The organism is Syntrophotalea carbinolica DSM 2380 (assembly GCF_000012885.1).
In the GTDB taxonomy this organism is placed as follows: Bacteria; Desulfobacterota; Desulfuromonadia; order Desulfuromonadales; family Syntrophotaleaceae; genus Syntrophotalea; species Syntrophotalea carbinolica.
The window spans coordinates 1,140,126-1,157,395 of the sequence record NC_007498.2; the positions used below are offsets into that span (position 1 = coordinate 1,140,126).

Annotated in this window: 15 protein-coding genes, 1 tRNA gene, 1 CRISPR repeat array and 2 riboswitches (1 of these 19 only partly in view); of the genes, 6 read left to right on the forward strand and 10 right to left on the reverse strand. The window is 54.3% G+C overall.

Features of this window, described 5'->3' with window-relative positions; genetic code table 11:
* A CRISPR array of direct repeats spans nt 1-1,223; the repeat unit is 29 nt; unit sequence GAGTTCCCCGCAGATGCGGGGATGAACCG; it begins 5,577 nt to the left of the window's first position.
* A gap of 277 nt (nt 1,224-1,500) precedes the next feature.
* Nucleotides 1,501-1,577, forward strand: a riboswitch (cyclic di-GMP riboswitch).
* 150 nt (nt 1,578-1,727) lie between these two features.
* A riboswitch (cyclic di-GMP riboswitch) is annotated at nt 1,728-1,804 on the forward strand.
* 212 nt (nt 1,805-2,016) lie between these two features.
* Both PCAR_RS05650 and PCAR_RS05655 read left to right on the forward strand, forming a co-directional pair.
* On the forward strand, nt 2,017-4,356 hold the full coding sequence (locus PCAR_RS05650; protein ID WP_011340690.1) for a methyl-accepting chemotaxis protein: 2,340 nt from the start codon (nt 2,017-2,019) through the stop codon (nt 4,354-4,356).
* A 179-nt stretch (nt 4,357-4,535) separates the two neighbouring features.
* The gene (locus tag PCAR_RS05655) at nt 4,536-4,766 is read left to right on the forward strand and encodes a hypothetical protein (protein ID WP_011340691.1); all 231 of its coding nucleotides are present in this window, start codon (nt 4,536-4,538) and stop codon (nt 4,764-4,766) included.
* Between the two features lie 273 nt (nt 4,767-5,039).
* Here PCAR_RS05655 and PCAR_RS05660 read toward each other — a convergent pair whose 3' ends face one another.
* From PCAR_RS05660 to PCAR_RS05700, 8 genes are all read right to left on the reverse strand, one after another.
* Nucleotides 5,040-5,321: a helix-turn-helix transcriptional regulator gene (locus tag PCAR_RS05660; protein WP_011340692.1), complete on the reverse strand. Its 282-nt coding sequence runs from the start codon at nt 5,319-5,321 to the stop codon at nt 5,040-5,042.
* 4 nt (nt 5,322-5,325) lie between these two features.
* On the reverse strand, nt 5,326-6,366 hold the full coding sequence (locus tag PCAR_RS05665) for a DMT family transporter (RefSeq protein WP_011340693.1): 1,041 nt from the start codon (nt 6,364-6,366) through the stop codon (nt 5,326-5,328).
* Nucleotides 6,367-7,135: 769 nt separating this feature from the next.
* Nucleotides 7,136-7,221, reverse strand: a tRNA-Leu gene (locus PCAR_RS05675).
* A gap of 69 nt (nt 7,222-7,290) precedes the next feature.
* Nucleotides 7,291-8,127, reverse strand: a complete 837-nt coding sequence (locus PCAR_RS05680) for an aminotransferase class IV (protein ID WP_011340695.1) — start codon at nt 8,125-8,127, stop codon at nt 7,291-7,293.
* Nucleotides 8,124-9,491 (reverse strand): anthranilate synthase component I family protein, encoded by a 1,368-nt coding sequence (locus PCAR_RS05685; protein WP_011340696.1) that lies wholly within the window; start codon nt 9,489-9,491, stop codon nt 8,124-8,126. Before PCAR_RS05685 ends, PCAR_RS05680 begins: the two co-directional genes overlap by 4 nt.
* A gap of 105 nt (nt 9,492-9,596) precedes the next feature.
* Complete coding sequence (locus tag PCAR_RS05690) at nt 9,597-10,268, reverse strand: response regulator (RefSeq protein ID WP_011340697.1); 672 nt, start codon at nt 10,266-10,268, stop codon at nt 9,597-9,599.
* Between the two features lie 48 nt (nt 10,269-10,316).
* Nucleotides 10,317-11,969: a PocR ligand-binding domain-containing protein gene (locus tag PCAR_RS05695; RefSeq protein ID WP_011340698.1), complete on the reverse strand. Its 1,653-nt coding sequence runs from the start codon at nt 11,967-11,969 to the stop codon at nt 10,317-10,319.
* A gap of 820 nt (nt 11,970-12,789) precedes the next feature.
* The gene (locus PCAR_RS05700; RefSeq protein WP_011340700.1) at nt 12,790-13,107 is read right to left on the reverse strand and encodes a hypothetical protein; all 318 of its coding nucleotides are present in this window, start codon (nt 13,105-13,107) and stop codon (nt 12,790-12,792) included.
* Nucleotides 13,108-13,512: 405 nt separating this feature from the next.
* On the opposite strand from PCAR_RS05700, the gene crcB reads away from it, so the two are divergent.
* The 4 genes from crcB (at nt 13,513) to PCAR_RS05720 (ending at nt 15,362) form a co-directional block, all read left to right on the forward strand.
* Nucleotides 13,513-13,884 carry a fluoride efflux transporter CrcB gene (gene crcB / locus PCAR_RS05705; protein WP_011340701.1) on the forward strand — a complete coding sequence of 124 codons (372 nt, stop codon included), beginning with the start codon at nt 13,513-13,515 and terminating at the stop codon, nt 13,882-13,884.
* A 108-nt stretch (nt 13,885-13,992) separates the two neighbouring features.
* On the forward strand, nt 13,993-14,331 hold the full coding sequence (locus PCAR_RS05710; protein WP_011340702.1) for a DUF190 domain-containing protein: 339 nt from the start codon (nt 13,993-13,995) through the stop codon (nt 14,329-14,331).
* Nucleotides 14,332-14,514: 183 nt separating this feature from the next.
* The gene (locus tag PCAR_RS05715; protein ID WP_041531271.1) at nt 14,515-14,706 is read left to right on the forward strand and encodes a hypothetical protein; all 192 of its coding nucleotides are present in this window, start codon (nt 14,515-14,517) and stop codon (nt 14,704-14,706) included.
* A 254-nt stretch (nt 14,707-14,960) separates the two neighbouring features.
* Nucleotides 14,961-15,362: a hypothetical protein gene (locus PCAR_RS05720; RefSeq protein WP_011340704.1), complete on the forward strand. Its 402-nt coding sequence runs from the start codon at nt 14,961-14,963 to the stop codon at nt 15,360-15,362.
* Between the two features lie 320 nt (nt 15,363-15,682).
* Here PCAR_RS05720 and PCAR_RS05725 read toward each other — a convergent pair whose 3' ends face one another.
* Nucleotides 15,683-16,003, reverse strand: a complete 321-nt coding sequence (locus PCAR_RS05725; protein ID WP_011340705.1) for an EthD family reductase — start codon at nt 16,001-16,003, stop codon at nt 15,683-15,685.
* Nucleotides 16,004-16,281: 278 nt separating this feature from the next.
* The gene (locus PCAR_RS05730) at nt 16,282-16,965 is read right to left on the reverse strand and encodes an SOS response-associated peptidase (RefSeq protein WP_011340706.1); all 684 of its coding nucleotides are present in this window, start codon (nt 16,963-16,965) and stop codon (nt 16,282-16,284) included.
* Between the last annotated feature and the right edge of the window lie 305 nt (nt 16,966-17,270).

Below are 17,270 nucleotides of genomic sequence, written 5' to 3' on the forward strand. Positions count from 1 at the left end.
CCGGAGGGATTACACGTGGACACTATATCTGTATCGAGTTCCCCGCAGATGCGGGGATGAACCGGCGCGGTAAAGGATCTTCGCTTCTTCAACCGTGAGTTCCCCGCAGATGCGGGGATGAACCGGGCCATTTGTCTTTCTCCTTTTTGTTTGAGTGGAGTTCCCCGCAGATGCGGGGATGAACCGTTTCGTCAACATTTTAACCATGGAACACCTGAGAGTTCCCCGCAGATGCGGGGATGAACCGGAAACGGCCAGCATCTTCCGGGTGGTGGCTCAGAGTTCCCCGCAGATGCGGGGATGAACCGCCGCTTACCATCCACATGATGAACAATTATCTGAGTTCCCCGCAGATGCGGGGATGAACCGGCATAACCCGCACCATTACGGATTACACCTTGGAGTTCCCCGCAGATGCGGGGATGAACCGATGTATCTGAGAGACACAGGTTTTCACAGGCTGAGTTCCCCGCAGATGCGGGGATGAACCGGAGAGAGGAAACTATGCCCGACGAAACAACCAGAGTTCCCCGCAGATGCGGGGATGAACCGTGTAGGGGATATTTCCGAATTGCTTATCAACAGAGTTCCCCGCAGATGCGGGGATGAACCGGGTTCACGGCATTACACACGACGGCAATGAAAGAGTTCCCCGCAGGTGCGGGGATGAACCGTTGTCTTGAATGGATTGCTAATCTGATAGGCGGAGTTCCCCGCAGATGCGGGGATGAACCGGCCTTTGATGCGGCACCGTCGGTCTGGGCCAAGAGTTCCCCGCAGGTGCGGGGATGAACCGGTACGGCGCACCTTTGTTCAGAAATACACCAAGAGTTCCTCGCAGGTGCGGGGATGAACCGGAGCCTGCAGAGTTTGTTTGTCACGGAGCTAGGAGTTCCCCGCAGGTGCGGGGATGAACCGATCGCGATTGAGTTTGATACGGATCGGCTTGGGAGTTCCCCGCAGGCGCGGGGATGAACCGAATGGATCGATAACGTACCGGTCAACGACATTGAGTTCCCCGCAGATGTGGGGATGAACCGCTGGTCGGAGACGGACACCGGGCAGTCAAGAGGAGTTCCCCGCAGGTGCGGGGGTGAACCGTGGTTGACCTGGTTGAGGTTAGCGTTGATACTGTGGTCCCCGCAGGTGCGGGGATGAACGGCCGCCGGCCAAAAGGCGTTTGCCCTCATGTATGTGGTCCCCGCAGGTGCGGGGATGAACGATTGCTGCCCGGTGAACAACTGGCCACCGAATTGGCCTACGGCAGCGCTTTGGTGACGATATCACCATGGATAGCGCCTGCCTGCGGATGCGTTATCTGTCCCAAGCCGTCTCTGGTGGTGCCACCTTGTACCCCAACCTGTTTCGGAGATTACCCTCGGTACCAGTCTCTTTATGTCTATCTTAAAAATATTGCCCATTTCATTTGCGCAAAATAATGTGTATACCCTTTCGAATTGTTGAGTTCTGGTCTTAAAAGTCGTACCATCAGTTACACTCTTTAACATAGGGCAAAACTGGAGTAATCCAGTGACGCAAAGCCACGGGTCCTTGCCGAGGATAGCCGGGTTGCTGAAGACGCGATTGTTACTCAATTTACGGCCGTATTTTTAGACCTGTAAAGCAGTCCACCTCTTGCCCGGAGGTGGATTTTTTTATTTGCTGACTGCCCGGTTCAATCGAAACAAGGATGGGAGAGCCAACGGACCTTTTTTATTATAAGAAGCAGGATATATCGGCAAAGCCGGAGTAATCCGGTGACGCAAAGCCACGGGTCCTCATTGAGGATAGCCGGGTTGCTGAAGACGCGATGGTTCGTCATTGATGGCCTTATTTAAGGCCTGTAAAGCAGTCCACCTTTGCCCGGGGTGGATTTTTTTTATTTCATAGCCCGGATAAGAAAAGAAAAAGAGGAGGTTCTTATTTGTCCGATTTCATTCAATTGGTAAAAAGAAAATGTCACACCCGTTTATCCATGATGCCGTTTGATGGCATTGCAAAGCAGGAGATTCGCTTATGAAGTTCAAATCGATTCAGTTGAAAATAGCCTTTATCGCAGGGCTATGTCTGTTGCTGACCATTGCGTCCATGGTTGCTTTAAGTTTTTTTTCCTCGGGGAGAACAAGGGCATACACGCAGGATAAGGTGTCCGCTCTTCAGCAGGAAAGTGCTCTGCTCATTCTGGAGAACCTGGCCGAAGGGGAGGCTGGAAAGGTTCGGGTCAATTTTGACGTGGCCCTCGATGCTGCCCGCAACATGGCCCATATGTTAGAGGTGAGCAAGCAGACCGATAGCGCGGGCAATGCGTTGTTGACTTTTGACCGTGGTCAGATCAATGCCATTTTGCTTCATGTTTTGAAACAGAATCCGGAGTTTAATGGTACCTACTCCTGCTGGGAGCCCGATGCGCTGGATGGCCGGGATGCGGACTTCCGCACGGGAAAACAGGGTAACAACGCCGTCACCGGACGGTTTACCCCTTATTGGACGCGGGATGCCCATGGCAACATCGCTGTCCAGCCGCTGGTTGAGTACGACACCATGGAGAAACACCCCAACGGCGTGCTCAAGGGTGGCTGGTATATCGGCCCGCGCGAGAGTCATACCGAAAGCGTGCTCGATCCTTTTCCTTATGTCGTCCAGGGGAAAAAGGTCTGGCTGACCACTCTGTCGGTGCCCATTCTGGTAAAAGGTAAGTTTTACGGCGTGGCGGGTGCCGATTTTAATTTGGACTTTGTACAGAAGCTCAGTCATGAGGTGGATAAAGATATTTATGATGGCCGGGGCGAGGTCACCATTATCAGTAATGCCGGTCTGGTGGTCGCCGACAGTGAACGGCCCGAGCTGATCGGGCAGCATATTCGCACTTTTATGGCCGAGGGGTGGCAGGATGCGGTCAAGGCTGTCCAGGGCGGCCAGATGAGTGTGGGCATCGACGAGCATACGAATATGGCGCAGGCGATTGTGCCCATCGCCCTGGGGCGTACCGGCAAGCCCTGGTCGGTGATGATCCGTATCGATAAGGAGGTCATTCTGGCCGAGGCCATGGCTCTCAGCAAAACGCTGGACGCTCGCAGTAAATCCAGCGCCATGTGGCAAGGCGGGGTCAGTCTGGTCATCGCCGTGCTGGCCATTGTCGTGATGTGGCTGGCAGCGGGCGGTATCGCGCGCCCGGTTCGCGCGGCTGCGGAACTGGCGGATACGATCCGCGAGGGGGATTTCGGTCAGCGGGTCGACAGTGACGCGGTTGACGAGGTGGGGCAGTTGGCCGATTCCCTTAATTCCATGGCGGCATCCCTGGAAAAAGCGGCCCGGGTCGCCGATGAGATCGCAGATGGCAATCTCGATGTCGAGGTTTCCCTGGCCTCAAACCGGGATCAGCTTGGCGGTGCGCTGCAGAAGATGACCGCCAGCCTTAACGAGGTGCTGGGGCAGGTGCAGTTGTCGGGTGAGCAGATCGCCACCGGTTCGGCGCAGGTATCGGACGCGAGCCAGTCGCTGTCTCAGGGTGCGACGGAACAGGCCGCCTCTCTGGAAGAGATTTCGGCGTCGATTCTGGAGATGTCTTCCCAGACATCCCAGACGGCGGAGAATGCCACCCAGGCCAACACCCTTTCCAAGCAGGCCAATGAGGTTGCCATGACGGGCAACGAGCACATGCAGGAGTTGATTGCAGCCATGGGCGAGATCAATGTGGCCGGGCAAAACATTTCAAAGATCATCAAAGTGATCGATGAAATCGCTTTCCAGACCAATCTGCTGGCGCTTAACGCTGCCGTCGAGGCGGCCCGTGCCGGTCAGCACGGCAAAGGCTTTGCCGTGGTCGCGGAGGAAGTGCGGAATCTGGCGGCGCGCAGTGCCGAAGCGGCAAGGGAGACGGCCGAGATGATCGAAGGTTCGGTCAGTAAAGCTGCCAATGGCGTGGATGTCGCGGACAAGACCGCCGATGTTCTCCGGGAAATCGTGGACAGCGTGACCAAGACGACGGATCTTGTGTCCGAGATTGCGGCGGCCGCCAATGAGCAGGCGCAGGGTATCGGCCAGATTAACGTGGGGCTTGGTCAGGTGGATCAGGTAACGCAGCAGAATACGGCCAATGCCGAAGAGAGTGCGGCGGCAGCGGTGGAGCTTTCGAGCCAGGCGGAGCAGATGCGGCAGATGCTGGCTCGGTTTACCATGAAAAACCAGCCCCAGACACAATCTCAAATTTCTCCCAAACCCGTTGTCAAAGAGCTTTCCGGGGGAGGTCCCAAGGTTGCTCAAAAACAGGTGCCTGCCAGTTCAGCGCCGGCGAAAGGCAAAACAACACCCGCGCCCATGATCGCTCTGGACGATAATGAATTCGGTAAATTCTGATAGCAGCATAGCGGGCGCCGGCATGTCGGCGCCCGCTGTCGCGGGTTCACTGTCCGGGGCCGGGCTGGATTGCCACCATGCCCGATCGTGTTAGGCTTAGTTATGAAGGGTTGTTATTCAGGATGATTTAAATCCCTGGGGGGCGTCCGTGTTGGGCTGTATGAGTGGGAGATCGCGTTATGTGGTACTTTTTCAGTCCTGTCGGTACATTCATCATCGCCATCGAGCCTGCCGGTACCTTCAGTTTGTGGATCGACACGTATCGGCTCGGGGTTTTCAACGCACCTGAAGAGGCTGTGGATGCGGTCAGAAAGCATAAAACCGGCCACGCTCCCTGGGACGAGCTTCGCGACCTGGCGGCTCCCGAAACGCTGGATGAATGGATGGTTATGCCGGGTACGGCTTTGTAGACAGCGGGCTCCGTAGAGAATCGGCGTGGAGTGTCACTGCGGTGTGCGGGGTATCTTCATATGGGGAAATGCAGGGCGGGGCGACCGGATTCGGTCGCCCCGCTTGGTATGGTTTAAACTATGTAAAAATTGCGGCCTGGCAGGAAATGTTTTTTTCGATCTGCCAATCGTCCAGGAGAGGAGAGGGAGGTTTCAGCATGTATCGTTTGCATGGGGAGGATATGCTTGAAACCTGCCAGGCCGCATCGCATGGGCTTATCCCGGGGCTGGGGGTTATTTCCAGGAACCGGGCAGATACTTCAGCCGATCACGACCGAAGTCGGTGATGGTGAAGGTTTCCAGCAGCTTGCCTTGCTCGTCGATGTCGACATCGGTCTCCTCGATGAGGCCGGAAGCGCGCATGGAGGTCAGGTGTTTTTCGAAGCTTTTTACCGAAAACTGACCTTCGTTGCCGTATTCGGCGCGTAAATCCTTCATCAGATCGTGAACATTGGCCTCGCTTTTGGAGGACATCAGATGCAGAAGGCGAAACCGTAAAGGAAGTTTGATAGCCATAGTCTTAAGCTCCCTGACGCAAGTTGAGAAGTTCTTTGGGGTTACACACAACCAGAATGCCGCCCACGGTGATGATCAGACCGCCGACGACCAGGTTGGTGGTCAACTGCAGGTCGGTCATGAAGAAGCCGAATACAATGCCCCAGATGACGTAGGTGATATTAAGCGCCATGGCGCGGCCGACACCGGTCATGTTCAGGGATTTGTACCAGGCCATGTAGGAGATGCCGCCGATGACGCCGGCGCATGCAAGGATCCACAGGCTGTTGAAGGTGGTCAGTGCTTCACCGAGCAGGGCCCAGCCGGCAACGAAGGGCAGAACGCCGACCAGGGATACGATGCAGGATACCGATTCGCGAATGCTGATGGCGATATCGGGATCCACCATGTCCATGCCGAAAGTGGAGAGCACGCCTTCAATACCCCAGCCGAAGCAGGCCAGCAGTGCGCAGCCGATGCCGAGGTAGAAATGTGGCATGTTGCCACCTTCGGGCGGGGTCCAGCCGACGATCAAGGCGCCGATAACCGACAGAATGATCCCGGCCCAGACCAGTGGGGTGATTTTTTCTTTGAGGAAAATAGCCGCCAGGATGGTGCCGACCACGGGGAACATGGCGGTGATGGACAACGCATAGGATGCTCCGGCAAATTCGATACCCAGCAGATAGCCACCCATGGCGATGGGACCGCCGAAAATGGCGGCAAGGCAGACCAGGATGCCGGGCCAGGTCTTCAAGGTGCGGAAGATTTCACTGCCTCGCCCTGAGAAGATGTTGGTGAAGGTCAGGAAGATTCCGGCGAAACCGTCGTGCATGGCGGCACCGACCAGGGGGCCGGTAAAGATAGTTGCACCGCCGGTAAAGGGAGCCATCGCAAAGGCGATGCCCATGACAACCCCGGCAAAGCCCCATGACAGGCCGCCGAATGCGCCCCATAAAAGGCCAGCCTTGGCGTGGCTCAGTTTTCGTCTGTTACTAAGATCTCTTGCGATAGCCTTCGTCGAGGAAGAGCTACCAACCGCTGCTGCTGCGACTCCATTAGCCATAACGTCTCTCCAGCTTAAAATGATTCCAAAATGTTCGGCAGGTGCGGAATGCCCGATGGTCTGGCCGGATGCTATCCACACCCAGTGTGGGCCATTACGGCCGATAACATGTGGTCGTGTAAGTGTGACTCGTTCCAGGGCTTGTTATGTGTTGCGCAACCTGAAGACTAACAACAATAAACAATGCCGTGTTTTAGTTTTGTCGATTTTGGCCGGATGTGCCAGCTCTTGCATATTGGGGCTTTCGATGATTCAGGCGTACAAAAAGCTCCTGGAAATTGCGATAAAACGCCTGTAAACATCAACTGTCAGCTTTTCTCCGGTTTTTTTGCCCAAGGTAAGATATTCTCGGGCGATTTTGTGGTCTGTGGTGTTCCGAACATCTACCTCTGTTTGACGCGTCGAGTCATGGTAAAACATGTTCGTTTATGTTGTCAAGTGAATGTTTTTAAGGAGTGGTAATATAATTTACAACACTTTTTCGTCTTGTTTTGGGACGTTTATTTGCCGTTTGGATAGCGTTTCAGACGGTTTGTGTTTAGGATTTTATCGTGTAAGTATTTGAAATAAAAATGTTTGTTTGCTTTGTGCAGGGGGTGGCGGATTATGAGGTTTGGGCGGTGGGGTGTTGAACAGTGTTGTTTCTTTGTTGTGTGTTTTTCCGTTGTTTCAATTGTGGCTGCTTGATTCGCACAAAAATAGTTTTTTTTGTCGGTGGCGATAAAAAAACCGCCCTGTCTCCAATGAAACAGGGCGGTTTTGATATGACTGGTACCGAAGGCCGGAATCGAACCGGCACGGCTAGAAGCCATCGGTTTTTGAGACCGACGTGTCTACCAATTCCACCACTTCGGCAAAGTGGAGTGAATTATAGAGACAACATCGTCCACGGTCAAGGATTTTTCGGCCGCTTTGGCCGGTTTTTTATTTGCCTGCACCGCAATCGCGCACGGCTTGGAGCAAGGCTGTGCTGATGACCCCGGTTTTTACAGGGGTGGCTTCGATGTGACCGATGGGCAGTACCTCGATCAGGGCGTTGGTGAGAAACGCTTCGTCGGCCTGTAGCAGAGCCTGCATGGAGATGGGGCCTTCCTGAACGGTAAGTCCAAGCTCCGGCGCGGTGTCCATGACCTGTCGTCGCATGACGCCGGCCAGGACCAGCTCGCCGGCTACGGGCGTGGTGAGAGTATTGCCTTTGAGCATGAACAGGTTGCTGGTGGCGCCTTCGAGAACGGATCCGTCATCGCTGCGGAACAGGGCTTCACGGGCGGCTTTGGCCTGGGCGAAGCGGGCGGCATACAGGCAATCGGCGTAATTGCCGCGTTTCATCTGCGGCAGGTGCGACAGGGGGTTGACGCGTTTGTTGGGGGCGAAAACGCATCTGACGCCTTTGCTGTATTCGGTCTGGTCGGGTTCATGATAGGCGTTGGCGGTGACCATGACCCGGGCCTTGTCCGGCGGTGGGGCCTGCAGTCCGGTGCCGCAACCGCGGCTCAGGGTCAGACGCAGGCGCGCGACAGGCCAGGGGAGACGTTTAGCTGTTTCCTGCAGGGCGGTTGCGATGGCGCTGCGGTCGCAGGGGAAATCGAGCAGGGCGGCCGACATCTCGAGCCGGTCGAGATGTGCGTCGACCCGTAACAGGGCGCCATGACGCACCTTGATCGTTTCGAACAGGGTGTCGCCGAACAGCACAGCGCCGTCGTTCAGAGGCAGTGTCGCCTGATCGGGTGCAATGAATTGGCCGTCGAGATTGACGATCATGATGTCGCACCGAGGGCCTGACGCAGGGCCTCGCCTTTGTGCAGACATTCCTGCCACTCGAAAGCCGGATCGGAGTCTGCGACGATGCCGGCTCCGACCTGATAGGTCAGTTTGTTCCCGAATTTCTGAAAGCTGCGGATCAGAATGTTGAAGTCCATGTTGCCGGTAATGCTCACGTAGCCCACGCTGCCGGTATAGGTGCCGCGCCCTACCGGCTCGAGTTCCTCGATGATTTCCATGCAGCGTTTTTTGGGGACGCCGGTAATGGTGCCGCCGGGAAACACCGCGCGCAGCAACGCAAAGGGGCCGATTTCGTCGCGCAGTCGTCCTCGCACATTGGAAACGATGTGGGTGACGTGGGAGTAATGTTCCAGCACCATCAATTCATTGACTTCCACGCTGGAGGATTGACAGACTTTGCCGAGATCGTTGCGTTCCAGATCCAGCAGCATGATATGTTCGGCCCGCTCCTTGGGGTTGTCGAGTAGTTCGCGGTGCAGTCGTTGGTCTTCCGGAGATGTCGTGCCGCGGGGACGGGTGCCGGCGATGGGCCGGGTTTCGGCCAGGCCGTCCTCGAGCAGTACCAGGCGTTCGGGCGACGCGGAAATGATCTCCACATCCGGAGTGCGCAGCAGGGCGGCGAACGGACTGGGGTTGATGCGCCGCAACCGTTGATAAAGATCCGTGGCGGTGAGGTTGCAGCGGGTTTCGAAACGCACCGACAGGTTGGCCTGGTATATGTCGCCACTGGCGATATAGGCTTTGACGCGCCGGACTTTTTCTTCGAATGCCTGCTGTTGCATCAGCGGTTGCGGATTGTCGATTTTATCCTTGCCCGAGGTCGTCAACGGAGTGTGCGATATCTGACGGATCGATCTCTCCCATTGGTTGAGATTGTCTCGCGGATTAAGGGAGGCCAGGGTGACGATCCGTTTTTGGTGGTCGTATATCGCCGCCAGGTCAATCCAGTCCAGCCACAGGGACGGTATGTTGTGGTCCCGCGTGGCGGTGCGCGGCAGGTTTTCGATGTAACCGGCCAGATCGTAACCGAGGTAACCGAAAAAACCGCCGGCAAAAGGCAGGTGAAAGGTGTTGGAGGAAAGTCGGCGGCGGGTCAGGATGTCGTCGAGGGTGTCGAAGGGGTCGCCGGGCAAGCGGGTTTCGATGTCGCCGTCGATGCGCATCAGGCCCCTTTCGTCAAGGCGATACGATTCCTGATGACGTAGCGGTACGATGCTGTAGCGCCCGATGCGGGATGTCGGTTGCTGACTTTCCAGAAATCCGGGGCCTGTGGGATAGAGCCGTTGGTAGACCGCCAGCGGATCGAAAGAGTCCAGTGCAAAGCTGTGTAGAAAGCAGATCATGAGTGTATTTGGGGGCTGAGGTTGCGGGTGTCAGGGCGAAACCTGACGGCACAACGGTGGCGGCAGGTGGCCCGGCACACGGGCAAAAATCGTGCGGCCGGTATGTCAGTCGATAAGTTTTTTTTCTTTGGCCGCAATGACAGCTTCAAGCCGACTTTTGACTTCCAGTTTTTTGAAGATGTTTTTGATGTGCGTTTTGACCGTTTCAGTGCTGATGAACAGGGCATTGCTGATCTCTTTGTTGCCCTGGCCCTGGGCAAGGCAGGAGAGGATTTGTTGTTCCCTGCGGGTGAGAAACGCGTCCGACTCGTCGTCTTTGTCCGCCGGGCTCTCTTCTTCCTGCTCGGAAGCGTGCCAGTCCACGGCCAGATCCATGAGATAGGGGGACATGGGGTGTTCGCCGCAGGAAAAGGCGCGGATGAGATCGGCCAGTTCATTGATGTCGATGCTTTTTAGGACGTAGCCGTCAGCGCCAGCCTGCATGGCCTCTTCGATAAAGTGTTTGTCGCTGTAGGATGAGAGGATCAGCAAGGTCATGTCCGGGTACTGCTTGCGCAACATGCGAACGGCCGCGATGCCGGACAGGCCGGGCATGTCGACGTCGATCAGGGCCACGTCGGGAGGGTTCTGTTTGATCTTTTCCACCGCCTTGAAACCGTCGCTGGCTTCTCCGATGAAATCAATATCTGCAAACCGGCTGAGACTCATGCGCAAACCGGTGCGCAAAAGCGGATGGTCGTCAGCCAGGAATACTTTGAATGGCGGTGATTTGGGCATGTCGGTCTCCTGGCAAATGGCAAGTCAATAAAATTAAATGTGGGGCTTTCAGGGGGCGGACTCAGCCTCCGCCTCAGGCAGGGCCAGCACGATGCGTAAACCGCTGTCGGTCGTTTCGGCCCAGATGCTGCCCTGATGTGCTTCTGCGACAAGCTTACAGAAATTCAGCCCCAGGCCCAAGCCCTTTTTCCCGGAGGGGTTTTTATGGTTGCTGGTATAAAACTTGTCGAACATGCTGTCAAGGTCTTCTATGGGAAGATGGTCGCCACGGTTGTGAAAGGATACGAAAACATACCGCCGGTCAGGGGTCAGTCGCGGAGCGTGGCCATGGCGGTTTGCCCCGGACGGCGGCTGCAAGCGGGTTTCGATGGTGACCAGATCGTCTTCGCCGGTGAATTTGATGGCGTTATCCAGCAGGTTGGTAAAGACGCGCATGAGGCGGATGCGATCCCCGTAATAAGGCAACTCGGCATCGAAGTCCGATTGGTAGTCGATGTGGATTTTGCGGTCCTGACAAAAATAATAAGCCTGGTTGACCACTTCCTGCAGGGCCTGGTGGATATCGAACCAGTTCCGGCGCAGCACCAGCATGCCGTAATTGTCTCGAAAGACGTCCAAGAAATCCGACACCATGCCCATCAGGTCGTGATTGGTGTCGGCGGCCATTTTCAGTATGTCCTGTTGTTCCTGGTTCAAAGGTCCGACCTGTCCGTCGAGAACCAGGCTGAGAGCCGATTTGATCGCCAGGATCGGGTTGATCATGTCGTGTGTGAGCATGCCGAACAGGTCGCTTTTCATCTTTTCGATGTTTTTCTCTTCGGTCATGTCGCGCATGACCGCGACAAATCCCCCTAGTTCGCCTTTTTCGTTTTCCAGGCGCGAGAAGGAAGCATCGACCTGGGCAAGTTTTTTTTCCGTGAGCATCAGTCCCAGGCTCAACCGTTCTGAAGGGGTTTTGGTTTCGCGCAGTTTCTCCAGTTCCCGGAGAACCGGGGTGCGGTCGAGAAACAGCGCGTCGACCTGTTGTCCGGTAAGTTCGCTCTCGGGGCGGCCCAGGGCTGTGAGTAACGCCCGGTTGGGGTTCTCGATGCAGCCGTTGGTGTCGGTGGCGATGATGTAATCGGAGACGCTGTTGATCAGTTGAAAGATGCGTTTGCGTGACAGGCTTTTGAGGCGTTTGTTGTTGGCGGCAAGGTTGCCGATGGTGCTGGCGATGATTTCCTGCAGGGTGGCGAAATCGTGCAGGCGTTCATAGCTGATTTTGGGGATCCGGTACAACGATTCCATGTAACCCGCCATATCCCGTATGCCTATGGCGCGGGCGTGGTGTACCGCCAGGTCGCGATCGATGACATAGTTGTCGGTTCTGACCTGGCCGCAGATGATGACCGCAATCATCTTCCCTTCGACCATGACCGGCGATGCGCAGTCGACCAGTCCCGAGTTGAGACAGGAGTAGATGGCGGGGCCGTCCTTGCGCATCGCTTCGCGGGCGCCGAAGCGGGCGCTGGCCAGGCATTTGTGCATGCCTTCGTGAGTGGCTCGGCAAAAATTGAGGCAGAAATCGGAAAAGTTGTAGGGACCGGCCAGGATGTTGCCTTTGGTGTCGTAGATACATCCACCCATGCGCGTTGCCTTGGTGTAGGCCACCATGATTTTGTCGAGGGTGCTTTTGTCTATCAGATCCAGAAGGTCGGCCATGTCGTCCTGGTGGGCCCGCGCAGTGGGGCGCTTGGTGGTTTAAGTCCTGCTCGATTCGACAGCTGGAAAGTGTCGATCCCTGGTGCAGCGTTTGGCTGGGATCGAATGTGTTTGTGTTGCGGAGCCATTGTCCCACAAACTTCATTTTCGATCAAAGTACAAAGTCGCGATATTGTATGTTCTTCGGTCGGGCGCCTGTGGGGCAGGGGGTAGATTGCAAAATTAACCCTATTTAGGGATAAAAACCCCCCAGGCTAGCGATAGAAACCTGTAGGCTGATGGTTTAGGCTACTTGCAAATAGAAAACAAGGCGGCGAGTTTGAGGTGCGATGGGTTTTGTCGGTCGCTGCTGCTGCAAAAACAAGGACATCGAGAGTGGCGAAACGGTAACTGTTCGCCATCGACATCATACCAATTCGATCGGGCATGTAATTTATTCCTCCCCAAGAATTGTTATCGGCGTGGTTTCGCGCCCCCTTTTTCAACACCGCGTGAAAAGCAGTTTAAGTCATGCGAATAATACATAGAGTCTCAATAATGTTTCCCTGGCGGTCTGATGTGCAGTGACGGAGTTCTTCCTCCCTTGTGAGCTTTCCCAATCTGCGAAAGAATGAAGAGTCTTCAGCCTCTTGCGACTTCTTTGCTTCCCTCCTCCAAACACAATCACAGCAGTTTCTGCTAATCAGGCCGCAATTTTTATTCAAAAACGCCCCGAAGAGCCAACCTCTTCGGGGCGTTTTTATGTCGGGGTGTCGGTGTGCATGCGCGATAACAGGGACTGTCGTCCCGGCGGAAAAACATCGGACGGTTGCCGGATGGCTCAATGGCGTTTGCACCATGTGCCGATGCTGGCATAACTCAAACCCGCCAATCCGGTTATCGCCAGGGCCACCCACATGCCGTTGCCGATTTCGTGTGGGGTGGATGAAAGCACGAGCATCGAAAGCCCCAGGGAAACGGCGGATATCAGTTGCATGGATTTGAATTTTGTATGGGCGGTTTCTCTGGCTTGTGCCTTGCTCGCCGCCGCGACAGCCGCAGCGACTGTGGATTCGTCGATGGGGCAGGCGCAGTGTGGACAGGTCCGCGCGCGGGCGGAAACTTTGTTCTTGCATTCAAGGCAGTAAATCTGCGTCATAGATCACCTCGGGTTGCTGAACTTGCCGATACATTTTCCCCGTTGCCGAGAGGGATGCGCATGTCAGAACAGGGAAAGCCGTTTGCACGGGTTGCCGTCTGATGCCGGGAAAGACCACAAGCCTCCTTGGAGGGGGAGGGTGCGGTCCGGCATCGGTCTTATGCACCATGTAACTATATTAGCAATATACATGTTCTCTGTCGGGCGGTCTATGCCGAAAAAATGTCGGGGCGGATGCTTCTGGCTGCATATGTGCGGCGGGGTGCCTCGAAATCGGTTTGAGGGGGGGCGGCAGATGAATTGACATAATATCGATGACGCAGGATAATGAATCGTTTTTGATCGATGGAGGAGCGATTATACGAGTCGGGCTTTTGTTATGGCCCATGTTTTGTGGAGGGAGAGATGCATCTGGTTTATATCGCAATTTTTGGCGCGTTGGGCTGTCTGTCACGCTTCATGGTGTCCGGTTGGGTTTATGCCCTGATCGGCAGAGCGCTGCCCTACGGGACGCTGGCCGTCAATGTCATCGGTTCCTTGCTGCTTGGCTTGTTGATGGAAGGCGGTTTGCGCAGTGCGGCATTGCCGGCGGACATACGCATGGGGATCACCACCGGCTTTATGGGCGGATTTACGACCTTCTCGACCTTTTCCTATGAAACGGTGCGATTGCTCGAAGATGGCAGCATGGTAGCCGCGGGCGCCAATATTCTGTTGAACGTTACGGTTTCCGTCGTTTTCGCCGGGCTTGGGATTTTTTTGGCCCGTCAATTATAATTAAGGGACGAATTGAAGGGACGAATTGGCATTTGAGTATGGGAAACAGTCGGTTCCGGCATCGGAGTCGTTTTTCCCAAAGGGAACACAGATGAGGGGGGGCGTTGCATGAAGCTTGAAGGCGAACAGACGTTAATGCGTATCTTTATCGGCGAGAGTGACCGCTGGAAGTCTAAGCCTTTGCATGAGGCTCTTGTCGAAATGTTTCGTCAGGAGGGATTTGCCGGTGCTACGGTGGTCAAGGGGATTATGGGGTTCGGTTGCCACAGTGTAACCCATACCGATAAACTGTTGCGTTTTTCGGCCGATCTGCCTGTGATTGTCGAGGTTGTCGACAGCCCGGATAAGATCGAGGCCATTATGCCGCGCATTGACGACATGATGGAGGGCGGCATGATCACTCTGGAAAAGGCCCACGTGATCCGTTACCGTAAGACCAAGGAATAAAATAGCCCATTTATCATAGCTCCCGTTTTGGAAGCACATGGTGGGGGCTTTATATTTCGGTTATGCGCAGCGTCGGATCGTGTGTCTGATACGTTGCTTTACTGAAAAAGGGGGCGAAAGTTTCGTAGTCCCCTGTCTCCTGCCAAATATTCAGCAGGTCAAAGAAACCGAGGAGCAACAATCATGGATAAAAAATTCAAGGCTACGGAAATCCAGACAGGTTTTCATCCTGAGGGCTACCGTATAGATAAAACCGCCAAGCCGATGGATATTTATACCAAGTGGCAAATTACGCCGGAAGGCAAATGGATCAATCCGAAGCCGACATGCTTTCATTCGTTGCCGCAGGAAGGTTGGCATAAAGGGGAGATGTGACGGCGTTGAGAATACAACGGAAAAGGGGTTGCGGAAATGTTCCGTAACCCCTTGATGTTTAGGGGGATTAACTTGTCCGGAAATGGCGCGATGCTATCCCGTCTCTCCGGGGTAAAGGCTTTGCTCAGGGGGGATGGCCCCGCAGCTCCCTGATGGATAATGTCTGGTAGAAGTATTAAATAGAGGAGTTAACCAAGGTATTCAGTGAAGCACTGGGATTATGCCTCCACCGATGCCAAACGTTGAGGTTTCATATGATGAGCTACGAAATGATAAGCATTGTAATCATGATGGTCATATTTATGATAGGTGGCTTGAGGCTCAAATCGGCGAAAAAGCAACTGGATGATAAACAGAGTGCAATCGCTTCGCAGGTGATTTTGAAATCAAAAAAAGGGATCACGCAAGCCAGTTTGGTGTTAATGATTCTTTTTATGGTCTGGTTGTTTGTGGTAGATGAATTGAATTATGGTGTTGCTTCTTTGTTTTTCTTTTTAGCATTTGTTTTGCAGGTTGTTTATTGGTTTAAACTGAGAAAAAATTTATCAATGAGCGATCTGCCAGCTGAATATAAATCTATAACCTTGCAAAGTAATGTGTTGTTTATAGCCGGCCTCTTTATCGTTGCGTTGGCTTTTATGGTAAAAAATTTTTGAAACCGAGCCTGCCGCTTCAGTGGATATCCTGGGAGGGGCGGACTTTTTGAAATGACATTAGGCCAATATTGGAATGTTTGAGGAAAAGGTTTTTTGTCGGTAGTTGTTAGTCGTTTTTTAATGCTGGCAGGGACCTGCCGGGGAAGAATCGAGTTTGCGTTAAGCGACTAGGGTCGCCCTGCCGGAGAAAATCCGGAGGGCGGCCTTTTCTTTTTAGGGCGGGGTGAATATGGACGTTTCAGCCGTGTCCCCTTTGCTTTGCTAAGGAGTAAGGTGTTCCCCGAACTTCGGTCTTGTTTATTTTGCTCCTGCTTCAATGACTATGACACTTCGCTTCCGACGAGGATAACAGGCGCGCCGCCCGAGGAGATACGAACTGCGTCGGCAGCGACCTCTTGCATTTCCGGGGTGCTCATTGCTTGTTGCAACGCTTCGGCTGACGGAAAAGGCATTGTAAAGAGCTGATAGAAGGGAGCGGGACCCGCCGGCGTTGGGAAAAACCGCATTACAGTATAGGGGCGTGCATCCTCTGGGATGTTCGCCTTTTGATGCAGAAGCCTGATGTGGTCACGGTAGTCGCTATCGAATTGCGCGATATCCTTCGGAATCGGGTAAAGGACCATCAGTTTGACATCGGCCATGACTTACCTCCTCAGGGTGGTTGTTTGAGTTTGTTTGGCGTGACTCGCATCCCTTTTTAAGACATACCTCGTTTCATGGCCTTTTCTACATGTTTTAATATTAAAATCATGGCCCTGTCTTTCGGGAAAGGTCATACCTTGTGCAAGGTCAACTATCCTGAGGAAGTTGGAACTTTCCTGAACTTTTCACAACCCTCTGGGATTTGGGGAACGCCCGCCGAGTTTGCCTGGCGGGTTTTTGGTCTCTGGTGCAACACATCGTAATGCAGCTCCTCAAATCATATCGGTTTGTCGTCCTCGGTGGGCGCGATGCATTTCTCCCCTTCATTCCATGCCTTGTTGATGTATTTGGAAACAGGGTGCATGGAGAGAATCCCCGGTGCAGCTGGCTGCATGAGGTTGCGGAGTTTTGTGATGTTATGTTCCTCAGGATTCAGCCAAAGATCGAAATCCTCCGGCTCCAGGATGACCGGCATTCTGTCGTGGAGGCTGGACACCGGTTCGGATGCTTCGGTGGTTAGGATGGTGCACGACTCGATGATCTCTTTACCTTCCTTGTCTTCCCAATGTTCCCATAGGCCGGCGAAGGTCATCGGTTCTTCATCTGTCCGGTAAATGAAGTAGGGCTGTTTCGTGCCGTGCTTCTTATCCCATTCATAAAATCCGCTGGCGGGGATGAGGCAGCGACGGCCGCGGAATGCGGCGCGGAAGGCTGGACTTTTGTGGGCTGTTTCGGATCGGGCATTGAGGGTGCGATAGCTGATTTTTCGGTCATTCGCCCAGAAGGGGATGAGGCCCCAGTGCAAGGAGATAAGTCGGCGCCGTCCTTCCTCCAGGCGTACCGCCGCGACATCCTGAGATGGCGCGATGTTGTAGCTTGGCTCCAGGTCGAAGCCTTCGTTCAGGAGGAGATAATCCCGTATGTCATTATAAGACCATGTCTGTGAAAATCGTCCGCACATGGGGTTAGTTTAGCACTGTTGCTTTTGGTTTACGAGAATGCTCCGACCTGTTTGCGGGTGGGGCTTTTGCCTGTGCGGAAGTGTGTGGGTGAGCATCGTGAAAAATTATTAGAATGTTTGACATGAAAGGTTTTTTGTCTGTATTTATTAGTCGATTTTTAATGCTGGCGGGGACCTGCTGGGGAAGAATCAAGGTTGTGTTAATTACCCAGGGCGCCCTGTCGGAGAAGATCCGGAGGGCGGCTCTTTCTTTTAAGGCGGGGTGGATATGGAAATTTCAGGAGGGTCCCCTTTGTTTTGCTAAT